At 71.9% G+C, this 15,850-nt stretch carries 17 protein-coding genes; 6 read left to right on the top strand and 11 right to left on the bottom strand.

Annotation, left to right across the window (positions count from 1 at the left end):
• Positions 1–6: 6 nt before the first annotated feature.
• From H1W00_RS15915 to H1W00_RS15890, 6 genes are all read right to left on the bottom strand, one after another.
• Positions 7–1,749: a peptidoglycan D,D-transpeptidase FtsI family protein gene (locus H1W00_RS15915; protein WP_181756777.1), complete on the bottom strand. Its 1,743-nt coding sequence runs from the start codon at positions 1,747–1,749 to the stop codon at positions 7–9.
• Positions 1,749–2,210 carry a cell division protein FtsL gene (gene ftsL, locus H1W00_RS15910; RefSeq protein WP_181756776.1) on the bottom strand — a complete coding sequence of 154 codons (462 nt, stop codon included), beginning with the start codon at positions 2,208–2,210 and terminating at the stop codon, positions 1,749–1,751. The genes H1W00_RS15915 and ftsL overlap by 1 nt, the downstream gene beginning before the upstream one ends.
• On the bottom strand, positions 2,207–3,154 hold the full coding sequence (gene rsmH, locus H1W00_RS15905; RefSeq protein WP_181756775.1) for a 16S rRNA (cytosine(1402)-N(4))-methyltransferase RsmH: 948 nt from the start codon (positions 3,152–3,154) through the stop codon (positions 2,207–2,209). The genes ftsL and rsmH overlap by 4 nt, the downstream gene beginning before the upstream one ends.
• 121 nt (positions 3,155–3,275) lie before the next feature.
• The gene (gene mraZ, locus H1W00_RS15900) at positions 3,276–3,728 is read right to left on the bottom strand and encodes a division/cell wall cluster transcriptional repressor MraZ (RefSeq protein WP_181756774.1); all 453 of its coding nucleotides are present in this window, start codon (positions 3,726–3,728) and stop codon (positions 3,276–3,278) included.
• Between the two features lie 283 nt (positions 3,729–4,011).
• Complete coding sequence (locus tag H1W00_RS15895; protein ID WP_181756773.1) at positions 4,012–4,392, bottom strand: DUF3040 domain-containing protein; 381 nt, start codon at positions 4,390–4,392, stop codon at positions 4,012–4,014.
• Positions 4,393–4,405: 13 nt separating this feature from the next.
• On the bottom strand, positions 4,406–5,155 hold the full coding sequence (locus H1W00_RS15890) for a class I SAM-dependent methyltransferase (protein ID WP_181756772.1): 750 nt from the start codon (positions 5,153–5,155) through the stop codon (positions 4,406–4,408).
• 67 nt (positions 5,156–5,222) lie between these two features.
• Between H1W00_RS15890 and H1W00_RS15885 the strand changes: the two genes are divergently transcribed.
• Together H1W00_RS15885 and H1W00_RS15880 are read left to right on the top strand one after the other, a co-directional pair.
• The gene (locus tag H1W00_RS15885) at positions 5,223–5,798 is read left to right on the top strand and encodes a DUF4126 domain-containing protein (protein WP_181756771.1); all 576 of its coding nucleotides are present in this window, start codon (positions 5,223–5,225) and stop codon (positions 5,796–5,798) included.
• Positions 5,799–5,800: 2 nt separating this feature from the next.
• On the top strand, positions 5,801–6,976 hold the full coding sequence (locus H1W00_RS15880; RefSeq protein WP_181756770.1) for an FAD-dependent oxidoreductase: 1,176 nt from the start codon (positions 5,801–5,803) through the stop codon (positions 6,974–6,976).
• 10 nt (positions 6,977–6,986) lie between these two features.
• Here H1W00_RS15880 and metF read toward each other — a convergent pair whose 3' ends face one another.
• Entirely contained in the window at positions 6,987–7,895 is a 909-nt protein-coding gene (gene metF / locus H1W00_RS15875) for a methylenetetrahydrofolate reductase [NAD(P)H] (RefSeq protein WP_181756769.1), read from the bottom strand.
• A 24-nt stretch (positions 7,896–7,919) separates the two neighbouring features.
• Here metF and H1W00_RS15870 point away from each other — a divergent pair, with 24 nt between their 5' ends.
• Both H1W00_RS15870 and pknB read left to right on the top strand, forming a co-directional pair.
• Complete coding sequence (locus H1W00_RS15870; protein ID WP_181756768.1) at positions 7,920–8,948, top strand: polyprenyl synthetase family protein; 1,029 nt, start codon at positions 7,920–7,922, stop codon at positions 8,946–8,948.
• A gap of 64 nt (positions 8,949–9,012) precedes the next feature.
• Positions 9,013–10,986 (top strand): Stk1 family PASTA domain-containing Ser/Thr kinase, encoded by a 1,974-nt coding sequence (pknB, locus tag H1W00_RS15865; RefSeq protein ID WP_181756767.1) that lies wholly within the window; start codon positions 9,013–9,015, stop codon positions 10,984–10,986.
• 17 nt (positions 10,987–11,003) lie between these two features.
• Here the strand turns inward: pknB and H1W00_RS15860 are convergent, their stop codons facing one another.
• Together H1W00_RS15860 and H1W00_RS15855 are read right to left on the bottom strand one after the other, a co-directional pair.
• A complete protein-coding gene (locus tag H1W00_RS15860) occupies positions 11,004–12,341 on the bottom strand; it encodes a class II 3-deoxy-7-phosphoheptulonate synthase (protein WP_338072925.1) in 1,338 nt (445 codons plus the stop codon).
• 60 nt (positions 12,342–12,401) lie between these two features.
• A complete protein-coding gene (locus tag H1W00_RS15855) occupies positions 12,402–13,151 on the bottom strand; it encodes a lysophospholipid acyltransferase family protein (RefSeq protein ID WP_078700716.1) in 750 nt (249 codons plus the stop codon).
• A gap of 58 nt (positions 13,152–13,209) precedes the next feature.
• On the opposite strand from H1W00_RS15855, the gene H1W00_RS15850 reads away from it, so the two are divergent.
• Both H1W00_RS15850 and H1W00_RS15845 read left to right on the top strand, forming a co-directional pair.
• A complete protein-coding gene (locus tag H1W00_RS15850) occupies positions 13,210–13,989 on the top strand; it encodes an alpha/beta hydrolase (RefSeq protein WP_181756765.1) in 780 nt (259 codons plus the stop codon).
• Positions 13,990–14,023: 34 nt separating this feature from the next.
• Positions 14,024–14,446, top strand: coding sequence for a hypothetical protein (locus tag H1W00_RS15845; RefSeq protein ID WP_181756764.1), 423 nt, complete (start codon positions 14,024–14,026; stop codon positions 14,444–14,446).
• Here H1W00_RS15845 and H1W00_RS15840 read toward each other — a convergent pair.
• Both H1W00_RS15840 and H1W00_RS15835 read right to left on the bottom strand, forming a co-directional pair.
• The gene (locus H1W00_RS15840; protein ID WP_181756763.1) at positions 14,349–15,386 is read right to left on the bottom strand and encodes an ROK family glucokinase; all 1,038 of its coding nucleotides are present in this window, start codon (positions 15,384–15,386) and stop codon (positions 14,349–14,351) included. The genes H1W00_RS15845 and H1W00_RS15840 overlap by 98 nt on opposite strands.
• Complete coding sequence (locus tag H1W00_RS15835; protein ID WP_181756762.1) at positions 15,379–15,828, bottom strand: SRPBCC family protein; 450 nt, start codon at positions 15,826–15,828, stop codon at positions 15,379–15,381. Before H1W00_RS15835 ends, H1W00_RS15840 begins: the two co-directional genes overlap by 8 nt.
• Between the last annotated feature and the right edge of the window lie 22 nt (positions 15,829–15,850).

Here is a 15,850-nt window from a genome sequence, read left to right as displayed (position 1 = left end):
CGACGGCTACCAGTCCTGCTTGATCTTCGGCGGCTTGGCGCCCGTGGGCGTCACGCCGAACCGCTCCAGCGCCATCGACATGATGTCGTGGAAGACCGGGCCGGCCATCGAGCCACCGCCGGCGTTGCGCGGCGGCTTGTCGATCACGACGTACGTGATGAAGCGCGGGTTGTCGGCCGGCGCGAAGCCCATGAAGGAGATCGTGTTCTGGCCGCGGACGTAGCGTCCCGTGGTCGGGTTGACCCGCCAGGCGGTGCCCGTCTTGCCGGCCACGCGGTAGCCCTCGATCTGGGCGGCCGGTGCCGTGCCGTCGTCGGCCGTGACGGCCTCCATCATCCGGGTGACCTCGGCGGCGGCCTCGCGGGAGACGACGCGTCGGGACTCGCCCGCCGGGGTCTTCTCGACCGAGCCGTCGGCCTTCGTCAGCGAGTCGACCACCCGCGGCGTGCACATGACACCGCCGTTGGCGATCGCGCCGACGGCGCGGACCATCTGGATCGCGTTGACCGAGACGCCCTGGCCGAAGGAGGTCGTGGCGTGCTTGGCCTTCGTCCAGTCGCGCACCGGGGACACGATGCCCACCGACTCCTCCGGCAGGTCGATGCCGCTGCGCGTGCCGAAGCCGAACTTGCGCAGGTAGGAGTAGAAGGTCGAGTCCGACATCTGCTCGGCCGCGACGATCGTGCCCAGGTTGGAGGACTTGGCGATCACGCCGGCGGCCGTGAGCTTCAGCGCGCCGTGCTGCCAGTAGTCGCCGATCGGGAAGCCGTCGATGACCATGCCCGAGGGCACCTTGATCTTCGTGTCGGCCGAGACCTTGCCCTGGTCGGCCAGGGCCGCCATCGTGATCGTCTTCATGACCGAGCCGGGCTCGAAGACGTTGGAGACCGCACGGTTCACCAGGGTGTCGTCGCTGACGCCGTCGCGGCTGTCCGGGTTGAACGTCGGGGCCTGCGAGAGCTGCACGATCTGGCAGGTGCGGACGTCCATCGTGACGGCCAGGCCGTAGTCGGCGCCGGCCGAGCTGACGACGTCACGCAGCCGCTGGTCGGAGTACCACTGCAGGTCCCGGTCGATCGTGGTGTTGACGTTGGCACCCGGCACCATCTCCTTGACCGTGGAGTCGGCCATCGGGATGCGCTGGCCGGTCGAGGAGACCTCGTAGGTGGAGGACCCGTCCGTGCCGGTCAGCCCGGCGTCGTACTGCATCTCGAGGCCGGCGATGCCCTTGCCGTTCTCCTCTGTGATGCCCAGCACGTTCGCCGCGAGCGAGCCGCCCGGGTAGCTCCGCAGGCTCTCGGTCTCGGTGAAGACGCCCGTGTAGTTGGCCTCGGCCACGGCCTTCACGGCCTTGCGGGCCTCGAAGGCCGGCAGGTCCTTGGCCAGGAAGACGAACTTCGAGTCGGGGGTGCGCAGCTTCTGGATCGTGTCGAAGTAGTCGATCTCGTCGCCGAGCTTCTCGTGCAGGATCCGCGCGATCTCCGGGGCGTTCTCGGCCGTCATCGACGGGTCGGCCGTGATCGTCAGGCCGTCGGTGCTCGTCACCAGCTCCTCGCCGTTGCGGTCGACGATGTCACCGCGCGGCGCCGGGATCACGGCCTTGCGGGTTCCGGCCTCCACCGCCATCGCGGCGTAGGCCTTCGTGTCGACGGCCTGGATCTGGAACAGCCGGGCGCCGAAGACGACGAACAGGGCCAAGACGCAGATGACCAGGACGCGCAGGCGGCTGCGGGTGATGGCGAGCGGCATCAGCCGGCCCTCCTGACGTTGGTGTCGGGCTCGGCGGGGACGGGCTCGCCGATGACCTTGCCGTCGGCGAGGCGCAGGAAGACGGGGTTCGCGTTGGGCACCATGCCCTCGCTCAGTGCGCGGTCAGCCAGGCCCGAGGGGCTCTGCATCCGGTCGACCTCGGTGGCGAGCTGCTCGCGCTGGGCCTGCAGGAGCGTGGAGCGCTGCTGCAGGTCGTCGATCTTGAAGGCCTGCGCCTGCATCGCGGTGCTCAGCAGGATGAGGCCGACGAGTCCGGCTGCCAGGATCGAGAGCACGACGACGACGAACGGGGCGCGACGCGCACGGACCCGCACCGGGCCGACCAGCTTGAGGCCGACGTCGCGGGCGTCACGCCCACGCGCGGCCAGGCCGGACGCGAGCGCGGAGGAGCGGGCGGCCGCCGAGCGGCTCAGGGCACGGGGCGAGGTAGCAGTGCTCATGTGGCGATCCGTTCGACAGCGCGCATCCGGACCGAACGCGCGCGGGGGTTGTCGGCGATCTCGTCCTCGCCTGCCAGCTCGGCACCCCGCGTGAGGGAGCGGAAGCGGGCCAGCATGGACTCGGGCACCACGGGGAGGTCCCGCGGCGCCGTGGACGTGGTGACGGACGTGAACACGCGCTTGGTGATCCGGTCCTCCAGCGAGTGGTACGACAGCACGACGACGCGTCCGCCCACCGACAGCAGGTCGAGCGCGGCCGGCAGGGCGCGGCGGTAGACGCCGAGCTCGTCGTTCACCTCGATGCGCAGCGCCTGGAACGTGCGCTTGGCGGGGTTGCCGCCCGTGCGCCGCGCCGGCGCCGGGATGCAGCGACGGATGAGGTCGACGAGCTGCTCGCTGCGGTCGAAGGGCCGGGTCTCGCGCTCGGTGACGATCTCCTTGGCGATCCGGCGGGCGAACTTCTCCTCGCCGTACTCGCGCAGGATCCGGGCGAGGTCGTTCTCGTCGTACGTGTTGAGGACGCCGGCCGCGGTGAGCTCGTCCTCGGAGTTCATCCGCATGTCCAGCGGCGCGTCCTGCGCGTAGGCGAAGCCGCGGTCGGCCAGGTCGAGCTGCATCGAGGAGACGCCGAGGTCGAACAGGACCCCGTCGACCGTGGTGCGGCCGCTCTCCGCGACGACCTCGGGGATCTCGTCGTAGACCGCGTGGGCGGCCTCGAAGCGGTCACCGAAGGGAGCCAGCCGCTCCCCCGCCCGGCGCAGCGCCTCGGGATCGCGATCGACGCCGATGACGTGCAGGGACGGGTAGCGCGTGAGCATCGCCTCGGCGTGTCCGCCCAGGCCGAGCGTCGCATCGATGATCACCGGGTGCTCGTGACGCTCCACCACGGGGGCGAACTCCGACACGACGCGGTCCAGCATCACCGGGACGTGCCGGGCGCTCATGCCGCCTCGCCCGGGCAGACCGGCAGGGCGATGGGGCCCGATCCCCGCCTGCAGAGTTCTGACGCCGGGGAAGTGACGTCAGAACCCCTCAGGCGGGCATCGCGCCCCACCGCGGAGGTGCTCAGAAGATCCCGGGGAAGATCTCCTCCGACAGGTCGGCGAAGCCCTCCTCGTGCTCGTCGGAGAAGTCGTTCCAGCGAGCCGAGTCCCAGATCTCGAACCGCTCGCCCGTGCCCACGACCGTGCAGTCGCGGTCCAGGCCGGCCCAGTCGCGCAGCAGCTGCGACCCGGGCACGCGTCCCTGCTTGTCCGGCGTCTCGTGCGCCGCTCCACCGAAGAGCATGCGGACGAAGTTCCGCGCCTGCCGGTTCGTGAACGAGGCCTGCCGGGCACGTCCGGAGAAGTCGTCGAACGCCTCGGGCGTCCAGCCGTAGATGCAGTGCTCCTGACCGCGGGTCAGCACCACACCGTCCGTGAGCAGCGGACGGAACTTCGCCGGCAGGAAGAGCCGACCCTTCTCGTCGAGGCGCGGCGTGAACGTGCCGAAGAAGTGCGTCGATGCCGGTGCGGTCATCGCGTCCTCCCTGCTCCACGTCGCTCTCCTCTGAGGTCGAAGTCCGGTGTTTCCACCACTACGCCCCACCTTAACCCACAACGCTCCACCATCCACCTGCTTTTCGTCAAGGGAGGGGCGTGTCGCGTGGGACGGGAACGAAAAAGACCCGCCATCTCAGTGATGGCGGGCCGGTGGAGCGAAGTGGGGGGATGTCAGGCGATCGGGACCGTCCCGAGGCAGGAATGACGAAGGCCCCGCCGGTCGGCGGGGCCTCGTGGGGCGTGCGTGTCGTGCTGGCGGGTCACATCCCGTCGTCCTGGCGTCGCTGCCAGCGCTCCTCCATGCGTTCGACGAAGGAGCCGGAGCCCTTCGGCGAGGACGGGGCCGGTCCGCCGGCGTCCTGCGCTCCGCTGATGCCGCGGCGCCAGGCCCGGACGAAGAAGTAGGCGGCGGCCACCATCGCCACGAAGCCGAGAGCACCGATCCAGGTCATCTTGGACACGGCTCCGCCCAGCAGCATGGCCACACCGGCCAGGAAGCCCACGACGCAGATGGCCGCGACACGGCGGTTGTGCGCGATGAGCTTGGAGCCGCGCAGCGTGGACGCGAACTCGGGATCCTCTGCGGCCAGCGACTGCTCCAACTGGGCGAGCAGCCGGGCCTCTTCGTCCGACAGTGGCACGGTGACTCCTTGGTCAGGGGTGTGAGATCGATTCTAGGCGGGCCATGGACTGCAAACCAGCCGAACGACCTGCGAACTGCGGAATCCGGCGAATCGCCTGCTCGAGTGCGAAGAGCTCCTCGCGCGCACCGGCCGATCCGTCGACCACGACGCCCGGAACCTCGTCGCTCAGGACACGCACTCCCTGGCTCACGACGGGGGTCAGGCCCTGGCCGGAGAGCAGCTGCTCGAGCTCCTCGACGTACCACCGTCGCGGCCCGAGGGCGTCGAGGTCCCACGTGTCATCGGGCACGGCGTCGACGAGGGCACGGGCGGCGGCGAAGTCGCCCGCGGCGGCGCGTGCGGTGATGGTGGCGACCCGTCCGGCGACCACGACGCTGAGCCAGCCTCCGGGCCGCAGGACGTCGCGCGCCGCTCCCACGGCCTGGGCCGGGTCGACGACGTACTCCAGCACGCCGTGGCAGATCACGAGGTCGACACTGGCGGGCGGCACGTGCTCGGCCAGGTCGGTGGAGTCGCCGAGCCGTCCGTCGACCTCGACGCCCGCCTCGGTGGCACGCCGGGCGGAGGCCGCGAGGGCATCGGGACTGGGGTCGACCACGACGACCCGATGGCCCAGCGCGGCGACGCGGACCGCGTCGGACCCCGTTCCCCCGCCGAGGTCGAGCACACGCAGGGAGCCCGAGCCGTCGGCAGCGGCGCCGGCCTGCACGAGCGCGTCGAGCACGGACTGCCACGCCAGCACGCCACGGATCGGACCCATGACGCCACCCTCCCACAGTCCCCGGAGCGCGATCGATGGCCGGTCCCCCGCGCGATACGGTCACGGCATGGACCTCGCCGCCCTCGTCTTCGCCACCGGCTGGGCCAGCGGCGTGAACGCCTGGGCCACCGTGGGCGTCCTCGGGATCGTGGCGCGCGCCGGCGGCTCGGAGTGGGTCCCCGCCGGCTTCGGCGACTGGGGGGTGATCGGCCTGAGCCTGGGCATGTTCACGATCGAGTTCGTCGTCGACAAGGTGCCGTGGCTGGACTCGGCGTGGGACGGCATCTCCACGGTCGTGCGTCCGGTGGTCGGCGCGGTCGTGGCGTGGAAGCTGGCCGAGTACGGTGGCGAGCTCGACCCGGCCCTGCTCGCGTTCCTCGGCGGCGGGACCGCACTGGCCTCGCACGGCGTGAAGTCCGGCGTGCGGGCCGCGGTCAACACCTCGCCCGAGCCCTTCTCAAACGCTGCCCTCAGCGTCGGCGAGGACGTGAGCGTCGTGGCCGTCGTGCTGCTGGCGCTCGCACACCCGTGGGTCGCACTGGCCGTCACCGCGGTCGCCCTGGTGCTCGGCGTCTCGCTCTTCCTCTGGCTGTGGCGCGCCGTCCGCCGGGCGCGCTCGCGGCGCCGCGAGCGGAGGGAGTGACGGTGGCCCGGATCCTCGTCGTCGGCAGCGGCTTCGCCGGGCTGTCCGCCGCCGCCCGGCTGGCGAAGCTGCGTCACGACGTCACCGTCCTCGAACGCGAGCCCGAGCCCGGCGGCCTGCTGCTAGGCCGCACGATCGGCGACCGCCGATGGGCCGCCGGCCCCGACAGCGTCACCCTCCCCGGTGTGTTCCGCGACCTCTTCCGCAAGTCCGGCCGCCCCATGGACGCCCTCATCGCCATCTCGCCCTCGGGCCCGCGCCGGCACGTCGTCGCGGCACGCTGGCCCCGCCGCTCCACCGAGCTCGACCTGCCGTTCGGCACGCGCGGCGCCCAGCACGACGCGGTCACCACCGTCCTCGGGTCGGACCCGTGGTCGCCGTGGGTCGACGAGCTCGCCGACCCGTGGGACACGGTGCGCCGGACGGTGTTCGAAGCGGTCCACCCGTCGGGCGCCCCCGTCGCCCGGGCCCCCCTCGCCGACCGGTCGCTGCGTGAGGTGGCCCGCGGCGCTGGCGATCCCCGCCTGCGCCGGATCGGCGCCGACCTGCCCGGCGGGGATGCGTCGGGCCCGTCCGTCCTGGCCGTGTGGCACTACGTGGAGCGGAACTTCGGCCGGTGGCGGTTCGACGGCGGCAGCGCCGGACTGGCGGCCGCCCTGCTGACGCGACTGCGCGAGCGGAAGGTCACGGTCGAGACCGGCGTCGAGGTGGTGGAGCCGGCCGCCTCGTCCGGGGTCCTCGACGGCGTGGTGCTCGCCGACGGCTCCCACCGCCCGGCCGACGTGGTGGTGTGGGCCGTGGGTTCGGCGCCGAGCACGTCCCGCACCCTGACCTTCGTCCGGCTCTCGGGCGCCGTCGCCCCCGACGACCTCGTGGTGCACGGGCGCGACGTCGTGCGCGGGTGGAGGTCGGGCGACGACGGCTGGGGCCTCGAGGCGCCGACGGGCGTCGACCCGCTCGCCGAGCTGGCCCGGGCCGGGCTCGACCTGCGACCCCACGTCACGTGGCGGGAGGCGGTTCCCGCTCCCCCGACGCTCACCGAGCTGCCGCTCGCGGCCCGCAGTCCGCGCGACGGCCTGTGGCTCGTCGGATCCGCCGCCGCGCCCGGGGCCGGCCTGGAGGTCACCGGCATGGGGACCGCCGCGCTGGCGGCCCACCTGGGTGCCGCTCCGCGGTAGGGCGGCTGGGTCAGACGAGGCCGTCGGCGCGGAGCTGGTCGAAGATCTCGCGCGTGGCGGGCGACCGGTTGAGGGTCATGAAGTGCAGGCCGGGGGCGCCGCCGTCGAGGAGGTCGCGGCACAGCTGCGTGGCGAGCTCGATGCCCTTGGCGCGGACGGCCGCGCGGTCGTCGGCGATGGGCTCGATCTGGTCGAGCACCTCGCGCGGCATCTCGGCCCCGGACAGCTCGGCCATGCGGGCGACCTGGCCGAAGTTCAGGATCGGCATGATGCCCGGGACGATCGGCAGGTCGCAGCCGCGGTCACGGACGCGCCGCACGAGCCCGAAGTAGTCGTCGGCGCGGAAGAACAGCTGGGAGATCGCGAAGGACGCGCCGGCGCGCGCCTTGGCGACGAGCACGTCGGCGTCGGCGTCGAGGCCGCTGCAGTCGGGGTGACCCTCGGGGAACGCGGCCACTCCCACCGACAGGCCGCCGACCTCGTGGACGAGGGCGACGAGGTCGATGGCGTGGTCCATGCCGTCGGGGTGCGGCTCCCACGGAGCCCGCGGGCCGCCGACCGGGTCGCCACGCAGGGCGAGGACGTGCTGCACGCCCGACGCGACGTACTGCTTGAGCACAGTCTCGATCTCGCCGCGGGTCTGGCCGACGAGAGTGAGGTGCCCGACGGGCGGCATCGGGGCCTCGCGGGCGATGCGCTCGGTGATGCGCACGGTGCGGTCCTGGCTCGTGCCGCCCGCGCCGTACGTGACCGAGACGAACGTGGGCTCCAACGGCGAGAGGTCGGCGATCGTGCGCCAGAGCTGGGCCTCGCCCTCGTCGTCCTTCGGCGGGAAGAACTCGAACGACACCGCAGGCCGATCGGCGGCCAGGGCCTGCAGGATCGGGTCGTCGAGCGCGGCGTCGAGGGAGTCGGGCATGCCCCCAACGGTATCGTCACGGACGTGAACAGCCCGGCAGCCGATCCCACCTTTCGGACAGCCGTCGCCCGGCAGCTGGACTCCTTCGTCCTGGACCAGCGAGAGCTGCTGACCGATCTGGACCCCGCCGTCGGCGACCTCGTCGACGCGGCCGTGGACTTCACGGCCGGCGGCAAGCTCTTCCGGCCCACCTTCTGCCACGCCGGCTGGCTGCTCGCCGGGGGCGCTCCGGCCGACGAGCGGATCGCCGCCGCCGGGGCCGCGTTCGAGTGGCTGCAGGGCAGCGCCCTCGTCCACGACGACCTGATGGACGGATCGGACCCCCGACGGGGCCGCCCGAGCGTCCACCGCGACTTCGAGGCACGCCGCGCCGCGGCGCACGGCCACGGCGCCGCCGACCAGTTCGGTGCCCGCGTCGCGATCCTCGTCGGCGACCTGATGCTCTCCTGGGCCGACGAGCACCTCCGGCGCGCCGAGCCCGACGCCCGCACCGCCCGGCTGTGGGACGCCTGCAAGTCCGAGGTCGTGTCAGGTCAGTTCCTCGACGTGCTGGCCCAGACCCGTGACCGGCTCGACGTCGCGAGCGCGATGCACGTGATCCGCTTCAAGTCCGCCAAGTACACGATCGAGCGTCCCCTGCACGTGGGCGCCGCACTCGCCGGCGGGGACGACGCGCTGCTCGCCCAGCTCACCGAGGTGGCGCTCCCCCTCGGCGAGGCGTTCCAGCTGCGCGACGACGTGCTCGGGGTGTTCGGCGACCCGGCCGACACGGGCAAGCCCACGGGCGACGACCTCCGCGAGGGCAAGCGCACCGTGCTGGTCGCCCGCACCGCCCAGGTCTGCGGCGACGACCGCGTCCTGGCGCTGCTCGGCACCGAGGACGGCGTGGACGAGCTGCACGACCTCATCGCCTCCAGCGGCGCGCTGGCCGAGGTCGAATCGGACATCGACCGCTTGGTCGAGCAGTCCCTGCGAGCGATCGACGCGATCGGCGCGTCGGCCGCCGCGGTGCTCGAGCCGCTCGTCGACGCGGCCGTCCGACGCGTCCGCTGATCCGGCGGAGCACGGTGCATGGGGTTCGAGCCCTTAGAATCAAGGTGTTCCAAGGGAGGCGGGCATGACGCTCACGGATGACGACGCACTGGTCGGGCGCACGCTCGACCAGCGTTACGTGATCCACGAACGCATCGCCCGCGGCGGGATGGCCAGCGTGTTCCGTGCCACCGACCTGCGTCTGGACCGGATCGTCGCGGTGAAGATCATGCACCCCGACAGCGACCTCGAGGACAATCCCGAGCGCTTCGTCCGCGAGGCGCAGTCGGCCGCGAAGCTGAACCACCGCGGCATCGTCTCGGTCTACGACCAAGGGGTCGACGGCGAGACGATCTACCTCGTCATGGAGTACGTCCCGGGCCGCACCCTGCGCGACGTCCTGCGCGAGGAGGCGCCCATGCCTCCCCGGCGGGCGCTGTCCTACCTCGAGCCGGTCCTCATGGCCCTCTCGGCCGCGCACGACGCGGGCCTCATCCACCGCGACATCAAGCCCGAGAACGTCCTCATCTCCACCACGGGCGAGGTGAAGCTGGCCGACTTCGGGCTGGCCCGCGCCATCAGCAACGAGTCCACCTTCGACGGCGTCCTCGTGGGCACGGTGTCCTACCTCGCGCCGGAGGTGATCACCCACCAGGGCGCCGATCCGCGCACCGACGTCTACGCCTGCGGCGCGATGCTGTTCGAGATGCTCACCGGCTCCAAGCCGCACACCGGTGACTCGCCCCTGGCCGTGGCGCACCTGCACGTCAACGAGGACGTCGCCGCGCCGTCCACCCTGCAGCCCGGCATCCCTCCCTACCTCGACGCACTCGTCTCGCGGGCCATGACGCGCGATCGCGGTCGTCGCTCCCCCGACGCCCGGGTGCTGCTGCACCAGCTGCGCCAGGTGCAGCGCGCGCTGGCCGCGTGTCTCGCGGACGACCCCGAGCTCACCCAGGACCTGCTGCCCGGGTCCGGGCCCACGCCCGCCGAGTTCCCGTCGCTCGACGGCGCGCCCGCCGACGTCGAGATGACGACACCGGTCACCTCCCTCTACGACATCGGTCGTGAGCAGCCGACCACCACGGTCCACGAGCCCACCACCACGTTCGGCGGTCCCCTCGTCGCCACCCGCCCGGCCGCGTCGGCCGTCGAGGAGGCGCCCTCCGGCCGACGGCGCCGGGGCCCGGTCCTGCTGCTGGTGGCGCTGGCCGCGCTCGCCGCCACGGCCCTCCTCGGCTGGTACCTGGCGATCGGCCGCTACGAGACGGTGCCCAACCTCGTGTCCCTCGACCAGGCCGAGGCGGTCAAGACCGCCGAGGCCGCCGGCTTCACCGTCGACCTGGGCACCCCCGCGTACTCCGAGGTCGTCGAGAAGGGCGCGGTCGTGTCGACCGACCCCGACGCCGGCTCACGACTCCTGCCGGACGAGGCGATCACGCTGGTGGTCTCCAAGGGCAAGGAGCGGTACGAGATCCCGAACATCCAGGGCCGCACCCTGTCGGAGGCCGAGACGATCCTGGGCTCGCTGAACCTGCGGGTCGGCGAGGTCACCCAGCAGTTCAGCGACAAGATCCCGACCGACGGCATCGTGAAGTCCACCAGCCACAAGGTCGGCGACCGGGTCAAGCGCGACACCGCCGTCGACCTCGTGGTGAGCAAGGGCCCGAAGCCCATCGAGATCGTGGACCACACCGGCGACCCGGCCGACGAGGCCACCGCCGAGCTGGAGGACCAGGGCTTCGCCGTCCGCACGGTCGAGCAGTTCAGCAGCACCGTCAAGAAGGGCGTCGTGATCTCGCAGACGCCGTCCGCCGGCACCGGCGTGCGGGGCGACACGATCGCGCTCACCGTCTCCAAGGGACCCGAGTCGGTCGCCGTCCCCGACCTGCGCGGCATGACCGAGGCCGAGGCGCGCGCCGCCACCTCGGCGGTGGGCCTGAAGCTGAACGCGGCGAAGAACCCGTTCTCCGGGGACGACGCGCGCGTTCAGTACCAGATGACCGACGCCGGCAAGAAGGTCAAGCCGGGGTCGACCGTGACGGTCTTCCTGTCCTGACCCGCGTCAGACCGTGATCAGGACCGGCCGGCGAGCATCTCGGCGACGAGGAACGCCAGCTCCAGCGACTGCGCGCGGTTGAGGCGCGGGTCGCACAGCGTCTCGTAGCGGTGCTCGAGGTCCTGCGCGGACAGCTTCATCCCGCCGCCGAGGCACTCGGTGACGTCGTCGCCGGTGAGCTCGACGTGCAGGCCGCCCGGCCACGTGCCGAGAGCCCGGTGGACCTCGAAGAAGCCGCGGACCTCGTCGATGACCGCGTCGAACTCGCGCGTCTTGTAGCCGTTGTCGGTGGAGAACGTGTTGCCGTGCATGGGATCGGTGACCCAGGCGACCTCCGCGCCCGCAGCCGTGACCTTCTCCACGAGCGTGGGCAGCAGGTCGCGGATCTTCTCGGCGCCGAAGCGGGTGATGAAGGTGACCTTGCCCGGCACGTGCTCGGGGTTGAGCTTCTCGTAGAGCGCGAGCGCGTCGTCGGCGGTGCTCGTGGGGCCGAGCTTCACGCCGATCGGGTTGGCGATGCGGCTCAGCAGCTCGACGTGGGCGCCATCCAGCTGGCGGGTGCGCTCGCCGATCCACACGAAGTGGCCCGAGACGTCGTACGGCAGGTTCGTGCGCGAGTCGATGCGCGTGAGGGCGTGCTCGTACTCGAGCACGAGGGCCTCGTGCGAGGAGTAGAAGTCGACCGTGTGCAGCTCGTCGGGGTCGGAGCCGATCGCGTCCATGAACGCGAGGGCGCGATCGATCTCGTCGCCGATGCGCTCGTAGCGCTCGCCCACGGGGCTGTTGCGCACGAAGTCGGTGTTCCACGCGTGCATCTGGCGCAGGTCGGCGTAGCCGCCGGTGGTGAAGGCGCGCGCGAGGTTCAGGGTGGCGCTGGACGCGTGGTAGACGTCGAGCAGCCGCTGCGGGTCGGGGTGACGCGCCTCGGGCGTGAAGTCGAAGCCGTTGACCGCGTCGCCGCGGTACGCCGGCAGCGTGACGCCGTCGCGGGTCTCGGTGTCGCTGGAGCGCGGCTTGGCGTACTGACCGGCGAGGCGGCCGACCTTGACCACCGGAACGCTCGCGGCGTAGGTCAGGACGACGGCCATCGAGAGCAGGACCCGCAGCTTGTTGCGGACGTTCTCGGCGGTGACGCCCTCGAAGGTCTCGGCGCAGTCGCCGCCCTGGAGGAGGAACGCCTCGCCCCGGGCCACGGCCGCCATCTTGTCGCGCAGCGAGTCGCACTCACCCGCAAAGACCAGCGGCGGCATCTTGCCCAGCTTCTCGACCGCACGATCACGCGCGTCGAGGTCGGGGTACGTCGGCTGCTGGGCAGCGCCGATCGCACGCAGTTCTTCCAGGCTGGGAATGCTCACCTGCCAAGAATACGCGACCCCCGCGACGCCTCTGAACGCCGTCCAGAACGGTGGCGCCGTTTACTCGGTGATCTCTTCCCAGACCTCGTCGGCCTCGGCCTTGTCGCGCTCCTTGGCCGCCTGGCGCTCCAGCTCCTTGTCGCGCTTCTTGGCGTCGGGGGCGTAGAGGTCGACGTACTCCTGGCCGGAGAGGTTCATGATCTCGTAGAGGATCTCGTCGGTGATCGCGCGCAGGATGTAGCGGTCGTCCTGCATGCCCTCGTAGCGCGAGAAGTCCAGCGGCTTGCCGAACCGCACGCCGGGACGGGCGTACCGGCCGAAGATGCGGCCGGGAGGGGCGACGACGTCGGTGTTGATCACCGCGACGGGGATCACCGGCACCTTCGCCTCCAGGGCGAGGCGGGCCACGCCCGTGCGGCCGCGGTACAGCTTGCCGTCGTGCGAGCGGGTGCCCTCGGGGTAGATGCCGCACACCTCGCCGTCGGCCAGGAGGCGCAGCTGGGTGCGGATCGCGCCCGCGGCAGCACTGCCGCTGGAGCGGTCGATCGGGACCTGCCCCGAGCCCGAGAAGAACTGGCGCTGCAGGAAGCCCTTCAGCCCGGTCCCCTCGAAGTACTCGGCCTTGGCGACGAACGTGACGCGCCGCGGGATGACGAGCGGCATGAACAGCCAGTCGCTGTAGGAGAGGTGGTTGCTGGCCAGGATCACGGCGCCCTCGCGGGGGACGTTCTCGGTGCCCTCGGCCCACGGCCTGAAGATCAGCTTGAGCACCGGACCCAGCGCCAGGAACTTCAGGAACCAATAGAACACGCACGAGACATTACCGCGCCCCTGCACCAGTCGACGTGACATGGGGCACCATGGCGTCATGTCCGACTCCAGCGCGCGCGGCGCGTCCCCCGTCCGACCGGGCGCCGAACCGTTCTTCGCCCCCGGCGGCCGCGTCGGCGTCCTGCTGAGCCACGGCTTCACCGGGTCGCCCGCCTCGATGGTTCCCTGGGGCCGCCGACTGGCCGAGACCGGTCACACCGTCACCGTGCCCCGCCTCCCCGGTCACGGCACCACGTGGCAGGAGATGAACACCACCACGTGGCGTGACTGGTACGGCGAGCTCGACACCGCCCTCACCGACCTGCGCTCGCAGTGCGACTTCGTCGCCGTCTGCGGTCTCTCGATGGGCGGCGCGCTCGCGCTGCGACTGGCCGAGCAGCGCCCCGACGACGTCGACGCGCTCGTGCTGGTCAACCCGGCGATCGCGCTCAAGCGCCGCGACCTCAAGCTCGTGCCGCTGCTCAGCCGCGTGCTGCCGTCCATGCCGGGCGTCGGCAACGACATCAAGCTCGCCGGGCAGGACGAGGTCGCCTACGACCGCATGCCCCTCAAGGCCATGGCGTCGCAGCTGCAGCTGTGGCGCGACGTCCGCGAGAACCTCGACAGCGTCACCGCTCCCCTGCTGATGTTCCGCTCGACCGAGGACCACGTCGTCGACGCCACCACGGCCGGCCTGGTGATGAAGGGGGTCTCCTCCCCCGTCCGCGAGCTGGTCGAGCTCAACGACAGCTACCACGTCGCCACGCTGGATCACGATGCGGAGTTCATCATGGAGAGGTCGGCACAGTTCCTCGCCGACCACGCGCCCGTCGCGTGAGCCGCTTCGTCGCCGACGTCACCAGGAGGTCTCCATGACCGACCCCGCATCGCCCCGTGACGACTTCGACCGCATCGTCGAGGGACTCGACCTGGACCTCTCGGGGCTGGAGGACTTCGACCGGTCGGCTGCGCAGGCCGCCGCCGAGCGGGAGCGGGCCGAGCTCGAGGAGGAGCAGCGTCGCGCGGCCGAGCCCGTCGAGGCCGACGACCAGTTCTACCGTGAGGTCGGGCCGGCCGACCTGCCGTCGGACCGCCGCACGAAGCTCGCCTGGTTCGTCGTGGTCGGCGCGCCGGCCCTGCTGCTGCTGGCGCGCTTCGCATCGATCCGGCCGCCGACGTTCGTCGTCGCGTGCGTCGTCATCGCGGTCGTCGTCGCCGTCGTCTACCTGATCGCGCGACTGCCGGACCGCGGACCGAGTAACCCGGACTGGCCGGACGACGGCGCCGCGCTCTGAGCCGGGCGAGGTCGGCGGCCCCCACGAGGCCAGCGTCGTTGCCCAGGTGCGCCGCCACGATCCGTGCCTCCGAGCGGTAGCCGCGACCGGTGAGGTGCTCGGCGAACGCCGCACGCGCGGGCCGCAGCAGGAACTCCCCCGTGCGGCTCACTCCCCCGCCGATGACGAAGATCGCGGGGTCCAGCGACGCCGCGAGGTTCGCCAGGCCGATGCCCAGCCAGCGGCCCACGTCGCCGACCCACGCCTGGGCCTCCTCGTGGCCCTCGGACGAGAGGAGCCCCACGGTGGAGCCGTCGACCAGATCGGCGGCACCCGCCAGCTGCACGAGGGCCCGCCCGATCTCGGAGCCCTCCGCCACGGCGGCCAGGGCGCGGCGCTCGAGGACGCGCCCGCTCGCGTACTGCTCCCAGCAGCCCCGGTTGCCGCACTCGCACGGCAGACCGTCGTCGACCACGCGCTGGTGGCCGAACTCGCCCGCCATGCCCGAGTGGCCGCGGTACAGCTTGCCGTCGAGGACCATGGCGCCGCCGATGCCGGTCCCGAGGTTCACCAGGACGACGTCGGGAAGGTTCTGGGCGGCGCCGAAGCGCCACTCGGCCCAGCCTGCCGCGTTCGCGTCGTTGTCCACGAGCACGGGCAGCCGGGTGCGCCGCACGACCGCGTCGCGCAACGGCTCGTTCCGCCACGCCAGGTGGGGCGAGAAGACCACGGAGGAGCCGGTGACGTCGACGTAGCCGGCCGCGCCGACGCCGACCGCACGCACGGGGTACCGGTCGCGGAACTCCTCGACGATCCCGGTGATCGCGTCCAGCACCGCCGCGGGATCCGTGCTGGGCGTGGCGCGCCGGGTGCGGGCCAGGATCCGGCCGTCCTCGTCGACGACTCCCCCGGCGATCTTGGTGCCGCCGACGTCGATCCCGACGGCGAGACGCTCAGGCACCGACCTGGCTCTCGACCCGGCGCTTGAGTCCCTTGAGCGCGGTGTCGACGATGACCTTCTCGGCCTTGCGCTTGAGCATCCCCAGCAACGGGAGCTTCAGCTCGACCGACAGCTGGTAGGTCACGCGGGTGCGTCCGGCGTCCACCGCGTCCAGCGAGTAGGAGCCGTCCATCGCCGAGAGCATCGTCGCGTCCTCGGGCACGAGGCTCCAGGTGACGAGCAGCTCGTCGCGCCAGTCGTAGCGCAGCGTGAACGTGTCGCGGATCGGGGCGGAGTCGACGACGAAGCGGACGTCGAGCGGGCGGCCCTGTGGGTCGGTGTCCAGGACGGTGACCTCGCGCATGCCGGTGGCCCAGTCGGGGTAGTCGGCGAACGCGGCGATGACCGACATCACGGCCCCCGCCGGAGCCTCGATCACGATGTCGCTGACCGTGCGCGCCATGTCCACCTCCTCGACTGCGGAC

It is taken from the genome of Aeromicrobium phoceense (genome assembly GCF_013868155.1).
GTDB classification, from domain to species: Bacteria; Actinomycetota; Actinomycetes; order Propionibacteriales; family Nocardioidaceae; genus Aeromicrobium; species Aeromicrobium phoceense.
Note: the sequence above shows the minus strand (reverse complement) of the source record. Positions and strands in the feature narration are given on the sequence as shown.